This window comes from Pseudomonas rhizozeae (assembly GCF_031583775.1).
In the GTDB taxonomy this organism is placed as follows: Bacteria; Pseudomonadota; Gammaproteobacteria; order Pseudomonadales; family Pseudomonadaceae; genus Aquipseudomonas.
This window is the reverse complement of the sequence record NZ_JAVLSB010000017.1, coordinates 1-9,717: the sequence shown is the minus strand read 5'-3', so window position 1 is coordinate 9,717 and position 9,717 is coordinate 1. Positions and strand designations below refer to the sequence as shown.

Genomic DNA, 9,717 nt, shown 5'->3' with positions numbered 1-9,717 from the left:
CTGTGATGAATGTCCGTAAAGGATTTCTTTCGAATACGCCCGGCCACTAAAACGACATAACTGCTAGAGACGTCCGATCCAGAGCGGTTAATGGGAATTCACGCGAAGTCTTCAGGGTCCGAGAGGCCATCGGTCGGATTTTCGCTTTCGACCATTTTCGACGACGTGCCCGCGCTTACGAACATGCCGTTGGCACGGGCACAAATAAAAACCGCCGGCCGAGCCATCAGCTCGCCGGCGGTTTTATTTCGGGCTCGGGCGGAATCAGGGCTGGGTGGCGCTGACTCGCTGTCCCGGTTCGAACATCGCTTCGAAGCGCGGTTTGTTCGCCGCGTAATAAGCGGCCACGGCCTGGTCGGACGAGGTTTCGCGGGCCTTCATCATCAGGCTTTCGAGATCAGCCTGGGGAATCGAGTAGTGGGCGAAAAAGTACGCCACTTGCGGATATTCCTTGCTGAACCCCTTGCGCGCCACGGCATGGATCTGCTCGGCGCCGCCGAACATTTGCTTCGGATCATCGAGGTAGCGCAGCGACCACTTGGAGAACATCCAGTGCGGGCTCCAGGCGTTGATCAACGACCACTTGTCACGCTTCTGGTTACGCTCCAGTTCGTTGAGCATGCCTGATTCCGACGACGCCACCAGTTTGTAGCCGTCGAGCTTGTACTCCTCGATGGCCTTCACGGTCAGCTTGTACTGGCCGTTGCCCACCTCCGAAGTAAGGATCTTGCCGTCGAACTTGGCCCGGACTTCCGGATTGTTGAGGTCTTCGACGCTGGCCACTTCGCTGATCGGAATCGAGGTCGGCACGGCCATGCCGATCCGCCCTTCGTAGAGCACGCCGAGGTCTTCGAGCTTGTCGCGATGCTTGTCGTAAAAGGCTTTGTGGGTGCTCGGCAACCAGACCATCGGGATCAGGTCGATGCTGCCGTTGGCCAGGGCCTGAAACTGAATGCCGATGTCGGCCATGACCAGTTTCACCGGTTGCTTGAGGTGCTCCTGCAACGCGGTGGTGGCCAGTTTTACGGTGATTTCGGTGTCCGACCAATTGACCCAGCCAATGCGCACAGGCTTGGGTTCTTCGGCCTGGGCCAGCGAAGCACTGGCCGCCAGCGCAGCGCCCAACAGCCAGGCGCAGGTGAGTTTTCGGTACGGCGATTGAACATTCATCAGGCGTCTTCCTATTTCGGGGTGATAGGCAGGTGTTGTTTTAATTTTTGAACGACCTAACGGTGCTGACAGCAGTCTGACGCTGCTTGGTATGACGGGCGGTCCTGCCCTCCTCATTGCTTGACTTCGAGCCCGATCTTATCGATGAGTTTTGTCCCGCGCAAGCAAAATGTACAGGTGTGTCGTTGGTCGTTGACACCCATGTACATTTATCCTAATTTCAGCGTGCCGAGCCTGATGAATGCCCACGATGGAGCGCCCCACGATGTCCAGCGATCCCCTGCTGCAACCCTATAAGATCAAGCACCTGACCTTGCGTAACCGGATCATGACCACCGCCCATGAGCCGGCCTATCCCATCGACGGGATGCCCAAGGATTTGTACCGCGCCTACCACGTCGAACGCGCCAAGGCCGGGGTGGCACTGACCATGACCGCTGGCTCGGCCGCCGTTTCCCGCGACAGCCCACCGGTGTTCAACAACGTGCTGGCCTACAAGGACGAAGTGGTGGGCTGGCTCAAGGACCTGACCGACGAATGCCATGAACATGGCGCGGCCGTGATGATCCAGTTGACCCACCTGGGCCGTCGCACGCGCTGGGACAAGGCCGACTGGCTGCCAGTGGTATCGCCCTCCCATCGGCGTGAAGCGTCACACCGCTCGTTCCCCAAGAAGATGGAAGACTGGGACATTGAGCGCATCATCAAGGACTACGTCGACGCCGCCGAGCGCATGAAGGCGGCTGGCCTCGACGGCCTGGAGTTGCAGGCCTACGGGCACCTGATGGACCAATTCTGGTCACCGCTGACCAACGACCTCGATGGCCCTTACGGCGGCTCTTTGGAAAACCGCATGCGCTTCACCTTCGATGTGCTGCGCGGGATTCGCCAGCGGGTCGGCGAAGACTTCCTGCTCGGCGTGCGCTACACCGGCGACGAAGCACTGCCGGGCGGTTTCACCGCCAGCGAAGGGATGCAGGTGTCGCACATGCTCAAGGACAGCGGCCTGGTGGATTTTCTCAACGTGGTGCGCGGTCACATCGACACTGACGCCGGGCTGACCGACGTGATCCCGATCCAGGGCATGCGCAATTCGCCGCACCTGGATTTTGCTGGGGAGATTCGCTCCGCCACCGGTTTCCCGACCTTCCACGCGGCGAAGATTCCCGACGTCGCCACCGCGCGCTACGCGATTGCCTCGGGCAAGGTCGACATGGTCGGTATGACCCGCGCGCACATGACCGACCCGCACATCGTGCGCAAGATCATCGAGAAGCGTGAAGAGGACATCCGCCCGTGCGTGGGCGCCAACTATTGCCTGGACCGCATCTACCAGGGCGGTGCCGCGTACTGCATCCACAACGCCGCCACCGGCCGCGAAACCAGCATGCCCCACGAGATTCCCAAGGCCACGCTCAAACGCAAGGTGCTGGTGATCGGCAGCGGCCCTGGCGGCCTGGAAGCCGCGCGGGTGGCGGCGGAACGCGGACATGCCGTGACCGTGCTGGAAGCGGCGGATCGCCCCGGCGGCCAGGTGCGACTGACCTCGCTGAGCGAACGCCGACGGGAGATGATCGGCATCATCGACTGGCGCATGGCGCAGTGCGAACGACTGGGGGTGCAGTTCCATTTCAACACTTGGGCGGAAGCCGACACCGTACTCGCCCATGAACCGAACGTGGTGATTGTCGCCACCGGCGGCTTGCCGGATACCGAGGTGCTGAGCCGTGGCAATGAGCTGGTGGTGTCGACCTGGGACATTATCTCCGGCGACGTCAAGCCCGGGCGCCAGGTGCTGATTTTCGACGACGCCGGCGACCATGCCGCGCTGCAAGCGGCGGAAGTCATCGCCAACAGCGGCGCGAGCGTGGAGATCGTCACTCCGGACCGCTCCTTCGCCCCGGAAGTCATGGCGATGAACCTGGTGCCCTACATGCGCAGCCTGCAAGACCTCGACGTGACCTTCACCGTGACCTACCGGGTCGACACCGTGGAGAAGCGCGACGGTCGCTTGCTGGCGACCTTCGGCAGTGATTACGGCCAGGTGCATAAACAGCGAGTGGTCGACCAGGTAGTGGTCAACCACGGCACCCTGCCCCTCGATGACTTGTACTTCGACCTGCGGCCGCACTCCAGCAACGCTGGCGCGGTGGAACAGCACGACCTGATCGCTGGCAACGCGCAAAGCATCGTCACCAACCCTGAAGGGCGCTTCCAGTTGTTCCGGATTGGCGATGCGGTAGCCGCGCGCAACACCCACGCGGCGATCTACGACGCGTTGCGCTTGCTGAAAGACCTCTGAAAAAGCGGCGCTCCCTGCGCTTTTTTGTGGTGGGGAGCTCGCTCTGCTCTTTGTGGCCAGAGAGCTTGCCCTGCTTTTTGTGGCGAGGGAGCTTGCTCCCGCTGGACTGCGCAGCAGGCCTAAACCCTGAACCCCGGGTGTGCCTGACACACCGAGTTGAATGGATTCGGGGCGGCTTCGCCACCCAGCGGGAGCAAGCTCCCTCGCCACAGGGGAGCGGATTTCGCGCCACCTCCGTACTGGCTCGCTGTGCTTTTTGTGGCGAGGGAGCTTGCTCCCGCTGGACTGCGCAGCAGGCCCAAAACCTGAGTTCCGGGTGTGCCTGACACACCGAGTTAAATGGTTCGGGGCGGCTTCGCCACCCAGCGGGACCAAGCTCCCTCGCCACAGGGGAGCGGGTTACATCCCGCGCCGTGCCACTTCGGCACCGGCCTGCAAGGCGCGGCCGAGTATGGTTTCAAAGCCCTGGTCCGCCATCGACTGCAACGCCGCGGCCGTTACGCCTCGATATCCCATCAACGCTTCAATCATGCGCCGCGGATCCTGATGCGCCAGCATCTGCCCGCCTCCGACTACCACGCCATGCGCGGCTTTTCGAGCAATGTGCTCGGGGATGCCAGCCGCCACTGCCTGACTGACCAACGCCTCAAACAGCATCGCCGGGTATGCCGGCCCGGTGCCGGACACCGCGCCGAGGTAGTCAATGCAATCCTCGGTCGGCACCTGATCCGCCGCGCCGACGCAATCGAACAACCGCTGCACCAGGCTGTGATCGGCTTCGCTCAAGGGCTCGGCGCTGTACCACGGGGTGAACGACTGGCGGATTTCCACCGCCGCATTGGGCATCGCCCTCACCACGGTGTCCGCGCCAGTGGCGGCTTTGAGCGTTGCTGCCGGGACGCCCGCCACCAGGGAAATCAGCAGCTTGCCAGACGCATTTATCTGCAGCTCGGGCAACTGCTCCGGGCGGATCGACAACAGCACGACATCACTCTGCGCGACCAATTGCTGATTGTCCGCCGACAGCCGCACCTGCGGGCCGAACGGACTAGCGCCAGAGCGGTTGGAGATCAGCAAGCGTTGCGCAGCGATAAAGCCGCTGTCTAGCAGTGCTTCGGCAATGGCGCGCCCCAGCCAACCGGTGCCGCCGATAATGCCCAGGGTCTTATGATTCATCGCTGGACTCCTCCTCGAAGCTGTCGACCAGCGACGCAAACACGCCCGGCTCTTTTTCAACGTAACCAAAGGAGCCGAAAAACCGGTCCAGCTCACGACGCTTTGGGGCCTTGCCAGTGAACACCGTGACGTACTGCGGGATACGACGGAACCGCACCAGGATGTCCTCGTTGGTTTTCATCGAGATATAGCCGATCTGCGTCAGGTAGATGGTCCTGGCCCGTGCGTCGGCGGCATCGGTGTCGTAACCAAAGCGGCGGAACATGCCGGTCAGCGCAGTGATCCGGGTTTCGTCGGCGACGGCGATTTCCGCTTTCACTTCATCGGACTGCAACGCCCAACTGCGCACCGCGAATTCGAACTGCGAGTCGAACACCTCAGGGTTCAACCAGCATTGGAAGACATTGAGGATCGCCTCGGAAATGCTCTCGGCGTAGCTGTCGCACTGGCTGATCAGACCGCCGGTATTTTTGTCGCGCCACCGGGCCAACAGCGCGGCGAGCAGTTGTTCGCGGTCTTCATAAAACCAATAGAAACTGGTGCGTGACAGGTTCAGGCGCTTGGCCAGCGGCATCACCCGCACCGCATCCACCCCTGACTCCTTCAAGGCTTCATAAGCCGCTTCCAGCCAGCCATCGACCGAGCCCCGCCAGCCCGCCTCCTGAGCCTTGGCGCGGGTCTTCGCTGATTGCGCCATGTTCGGGCACCCTCTTCATCCAGACAATTGGCCCCCACTGTACGCTGCCAGTTCCTTGGCGTACATCTTCTGTACAGTCGCGTACAGTTTAAAGACGCAACAAAAAAACCGCGCCATGGTGCATGGCGCGGTTCGTACTCGACAGCCGTTAGAGGTGATCGGCGTCAATAATCGCCTTGGCGAACGCCTGCGGATCTTCCTGCGGCAGGTTGTGGCCGATGCCACCGTTGATCAGGCGGAACTCGTATTTGCCAGTGAAGCGCTTGGCGTAGTCCTCCGGCATCGGGTGCGGCGCACCGTTGGCGTCGCCTTCCATGGTGATGGTCGGCACCGTGATCGGCGGGAATTTGGCCAGTTTTTGTTCAAGGGCGTCGTACTTGGGCTCGCCCTTGATCAGGTTGAGGCGCCAGCGGTAGTTGAAAATCGAAATGGCGACGTGGTCCGGGTTGTCGAGGGCGGCGGCGCTGCGGTCGAAGGTGGCGTCGTCAAAATTCCACTTCGGCGAAGCGATCTGCCAGATCAACTTGGCGAAGTCGTGGCGGTATTTTTCGTAACCGGCGCGACCACGTTCGGTGGCGAAGTAGTACTGATACCACCACTGCAATTCAGCCTTCGGCGGCAACGGGTTTTTGCCGGCTTCCTGGCTACCGATCAGATAACCACTGACCGCCACCAGCGCCTTGACCCGCTCCGGCCACAGCGCCGCGACGATGTCCGCCGAACGCGCGCCCCAATCGTAGCCGCCGATCACCGCAGTTTTGATCTTCAACGCATCCATGAAATCGATCACGTCACTGGCCAGCGCCGCCGGTTGGCCGTTGCGCAAGGTTTTGCTGGACAGGAACTGCGTGCCGCCGTAGCCGCGCGCATACGGGATCAACACGCGATAGCCCTTTTCGGCGAGTAGCGGCGCGACGTCGACGTAACTGTGAATATCGTACGGCCAGCCGTGCAGCAGGATCACGACTGGACCGTCCGCCGGGCCGACCTCGGCATACTCGACGTTCAGCAAACCGGCCTTGACCGTTTTTAGCGCACCGAACGATGTGTGGCCGACCGCCGCAGTGGTTGCCGCCGGTTCCGCCGGGGTAGCGGCATGCACATTCGCCACGCCGAACGCGCCGAACTGCAACAGCGCGACCGCCAGCAGTGAGGGACCGAACAGGCGGCGGCGAGGCGTCGATTGGGGATGCAACAGGGTCTTGTTCATTGTGAGATTCCGTGTAGCCAGTGGAGGGTTGGACGGGTCAAGGTTTAGCCAGGTTTGAGCGTAGCGGGCGGAACGCGGCGCGCAGTTCTTCGCTGAACAATTGCGGCTGTTCCCACGCAGCGAAGTGCCCGCCCTTGGCCACTTCGTTGTAGTACGACAGCGAAGGATAGGCCCGCTCAGACCAACTCTTCGGTGCACGATAGATCTCGCCGGGGAACACGGTGATTGCCACCGGCACCTTGATATCGGCGGTTTTCTGCGCCACGGCGCTGAAATTGTTGTTGTTGTTTTCCCAGTAGAAACGCGAGGCCGAGGCGCCGGTGTTGGTCAGCCAATAGAGACTGATGTCGTCGAGCATTTCATCGCGGCTCAGGACCTTTTCCGGCTCGCCGTTGCTGTCGGTCCAGGCCGCGAACTTCTCATACATCCACGCAGCGGTGCCGGACGGCGAATCGGCCAAGAGGTAACCGATGGTTTGCGGACGCGTGACCATCATCGCGCCATACGCAGCGCTGCGACCGAAGAAGGTGCTGAGTGAGTTGAACGCCGCCAACTCCGGCCCTTTCAGCCCGGCCGGTGCCGGTTCGCCGCCAAAAATCGGCTTGACCAGTTCCGGCGGTACGGTGGCCGGCATGTTCAGGTGGATACCCAGCAAACCCTTCGGCGCCAGCCGCCCCAAGGCATCGGATATCACCGAACCATGGTCGCCGCCCTGGGACACGTATTGCTTGTAGCCCAGGCGATGCATCAACACGTCCCAGGCCTTGGCCACGCGATCCGGGTTCCAGCCGAGCTCGGTCGGTTTGCCAGAGAAGCCATGGCCGGGAATCGTCGGGATGACCACGTCGAAGGCATCTTCGGCACGGCCACCGTAGGCGGTCGGATCGGTCAGCGGGCCGATGGTTTTCAGGAATTCCAGGGCCGAGCCGGGCCAGCCGTGGGTGAGGATCAGTGGCATGGCGTTGGGATGCCGGGATTTAACGTGGATGAACTGAATGTCGACGCCGTCGATGGTGGTGACGAACTGCGGCAACGCATTGAGTTTGGCCTCGACTTTGCGCCAGTCATACCCGTTGCCCCAGTACTCGACCAACCCTTGCAGTTTGGCCAGTTGCACGCCTTGCGAGGCATCGCCGACCGTTTCCTTGTCGGGCCAGCGGGTGGCGGCGATGCGCTGGCGCAGATCGGCCAGTTGCGCGTCCGACACCTGAATGCGGTACGGGCGGATGCTTTCGTCCTGCGCTGTTGCGGGCTGGACGGCGGGGCTGGCGGCGGTTTCGGCGGCGGACACACTCGCGGTGTAACCAGTGCCGGCGAGCAAAGCGAGGCTCAGTGCACTGGCCAGGGTTGAGGGCTTGAACAGGCAGTGCAGGATTCGGGTGGGCGAGGCTGCAAACATCATCATTCTCCTTGAATTGAATGGCCGCCAAGGGCGCGCGGCCGGAGGTGATAACAGCACAGGAGCCAGCCGTGTCGACATTGCACGATGGTGTCGGTCAGCCGAAAGTGAAGGCGAAAGTCTGCACGCCGGGGTCGAGGAATTCGATCTCGAACTGCCGGTCGAGAATCGGCGACGGTTGGCGGATGAGCTGGTACATGCGCGGTTCGTTGACCACGCCGTTGCCTTGCGCATCGACTTCCACCCCATGGGCCGCACCGGGTGGTTGCCCATCGAGAGTCACCCGGAAACGCACCGGAGCGCCATTCAGGCCCGGGGTCATCACCAGATGCAAGTCGCGGGCATGGAAGCGATAAACCATGCGCCCACCGGCCTGATGCAGCACGGTGGCCTGCTCGCCCATGGTCCAGGCGCCGGACAACGCCCAGCGATTGAGCCCGAGTCGCTCAGGCTTCGTATAGTCATGCCGCTGCTCCGGCACCACGCCGCCGGGGGAGGCAAAATGTTCGGTGCGTTGGTAGCCGACGTAGGTTTCCGGCGTGCGCTGATTGGCCCAGTCCGGCGCGGCTTCGGCGCCTTTGCCATTGACCGTGACCAGTTGCCGGTCGACGCCCTTGGCGCCCGCTTCGCTCAATAATTGCTGAATCACCCGCTCGGAGTTTTCATAGTCCTCTTCACCGAGCCGCACATGGCGAACACGCCCCTGGGCGTCGACAAAGTACAGCGCCGGCCAAGAGTTATTGTTGAACGCTTGCCAGACGCCGTGCTCGTTGTCGATCGCCACCGGATAGTCGACCCCCAACTGCTGGCTGGCGCGTCGCACATTGTCGACGTTCCGCTCGAAGCCGAACTCCGGCGCATGCACGCCGACCACCACCAGCCCCTGGTCCTTGTACTTGCTGGCCCAGGCGCGGACATAGGGAATCTGGCGCAGGGAGTTGATGCATGAGTAGGTCCAGAAATTCACCAGCACCACTTTGCCGCGCAACCCGGCGGGCGTCAGCGCCGGGGAATTGAGCCACTGCGTGGCACCGCTCAAGGCCGGCAACTGGTCGAGCGCCGGGGCTTCGAACAACGCTGGCGTGGGTGGGCTTGCTGCTTGGGCCGTGATAGGCAGGCCGAGACTGAGGATTAGCGCCAGGGGCAACAGGTGGTTTAGCGGGGATCGGGTCGTGGCCATTTATGGGGGCGCTCATTGGCATGCGGGGGACAACGATGTATCTGAGCAGAGTAGTTGGGGTTGATCGATAGGACTAAGGTATTGGGTTTTTGGACGGTGTACATATCCGTTGCTGCGGTAACGGCTGCTTAGGGTTGCGCCCTTACGGCGCCTCACTTTTTTTTCAAACGCCAAAAAAAGGAAGCAAAAAAAGCTCGCCCCTGACGTACGGCTTCCGACGGGGCGGGTGGATCAAAATCAAAAGCGCGGCGAGCTGACACTCGGCCAGTTTGGGTGTACGGAATTCTGTGGATGTGCGGGAACACTGTGGGAGCTGACTTGCCAGCGATGACGGCCTCAAAGCCAACCGATCATTGCCAGATTCACATCCATCCTATTGTGGGAGCCTGCTCGCGAAAGTGGAGTATCTGACAAAAATCTATATCAGCTGTATGGGCCTCATCGCTGGCAAGCCAGCTCCCACAGGGATTTGTGTATGCCTGCAAGCGATTTGTTAGCAGGAACACAGCTTTCGCGAGCAGGCTCGCTCCCACAGGGGACACGCGCACCACCCGAAGCAGGTCGGCTATAAGGCCGCCTCGCT

Annotated in this window: 7 protein-coding genes; 1 reads left to right on the top strand and 6 read right to left on the bottom strand. The window is 61.8% G+C overall.

Annotation, left to right across the window (positions count from 1 at the left end; genetic code table 11):
- Window positions 1-264: 264 nt before the first annotated feature.
- Window positions 265-1,170, bottom strand: a complete 906-nt coding sequence (locus RG836_RS03005) for a glycine betaine ABC transporter substrate-binding protein (protein WP_310843087.1) — start codon at window positions 1,168-1,170, stop codon at window positions 265-267.
- A gap of 265 nt (window positions 1,171-1,435) precedes the next feature.
- Here RG836_RS03005 and RG836_RS03000 point away from each other — a divergent pair, with 265 nt between their 5' ends.
- Complete coding sequence (locus RG836_RS03000) at window positions 1,436-3,472, top strand: NADH:flavin oxidoreductase (RefSeq protein WP_310843086.1); 2,037 nt, start codon at window positions 1,436-1,438, stop codon at window positions 3,470-3,472.
- 399 nt (window positions 3,473-3,871) lie between these two features.
- Here the strand turns inward: RG836_RS03000 and RG836_RS02995 are convergent, their stop codons facing one another.
- From RG836_RS02995 to RG836_RS02975, 5 genes are all read right to left on the bottom strand, one after another.
- Entirely contained in the window at window positions 3,872-4,648 is a 777-nt protein-coding gene (locus RG836_RS02995) for a pyrroline-5-carboxylate reductase family protein (protein WP_310843085.1), read from the bottom strand.
- On the bottom strand, window positions 4,638-5,345 hold the full coding sequence (locus RG836_RS02990; protein WP_310843084.1) for a TetR/AcrR family transcriptional regulator: 708 nt from the start codon (window positions 5,343-5,345) through the stop codon (window positions 4,638-4,640). Before RG836_RS02990 ends, RG836_RS02995 begins: the two co-directional genes overlap by 11 nt.
- 148 nt (window positions 5,346-5,493) lie before the next feature.
- Window positions 5,494-6,555, bottom strand: a complete 1,062-nt coding sequence (locus RG836_RS02985; RefSeq protein ID WP_310843082.1) for an alpha/beta fold hydrolase — start codon at window positions 6,553-6,555, stop codon at window positions 5,494-5,496.
- A 37-nt stretch (window positions 6,556-6,592) separates the two neighbouring features.
- The gene (locus RG836_RS02980) at window positions 6,593-7,954 is read right to left on the bottom strand and encodes an epoxide hydrolase family protein (RefSeq protein ID WP_310843077.1); all 1,362 of its coding nucleotides are present in this window, start codon (window positions 7,952-7,954) and stop codon (window positions 6,593-6,595) included.
- A 97-nt stretch (window positions 7,955-8,051) separates the two neighbouring features.
- Window positions 8,052-9,134, bottom strand: coding sequence for a redoxin family protein (locus RG836_RS02975; RefSeq protein WP_310843076.1), 1,083 nt, complete (start codon window positions 9,132-9,134; stop codon window positions 8,052-8,054).
- Window positions 9,135-9,717 lie beyond the last annotated feature (583 nt).

Coding starts and splice junctions, on each gene's coding strand:
- RG836_RS03005 (WP_310843087.1), bottom strand. CDS start 1,170: ATGAATGTTCAATCGCCGTACCGAAAACTCACCTGCGCCTGGCTGTTG.
- RG836_RS03000 (WP_310843086.1), top strand. CDS start 1,436: ATGTCCAGCGATCCCCTGCTGCAACCCTATAAGATCAAGCACCTGACC.
- RG836_RS02995 (WP_310843085.1), bottom strand. CDS start 4,648: ATGAATCATAAGACCCTGGGCATTATCGGCGGCACCGGTTGGCTGGGG.
- RG836_RS02990 (WP_310843084.1), bottom strand. CDS start 5,345: ATGGCGCAATCAGCGAAGACCCGCGCCAAGGCTCAGGAGGCGGGCTGG.
- RG836_RS02985 (WP_310843082.1), bottom strand. CDS start 6,555: ATGAACAAGACCCTGTTGCATCCCCAATCGACGCCTCGCCGCCGCCTG.
- RG836_RS02980 (WP_310843077.1), bottom strand. CDS start 7,954: ATGTTTGCAGCCTCGCCCACCCGAATCCTGCACTGCCTGTTCAAGCCC.
- RG836_RS02975 (WP_310843076.1), bottom strand. CDS start 9,134: ATGGCCACGACCCGATCCCCGCTAAACCACCTGTTGCCCCTGGCGCTA.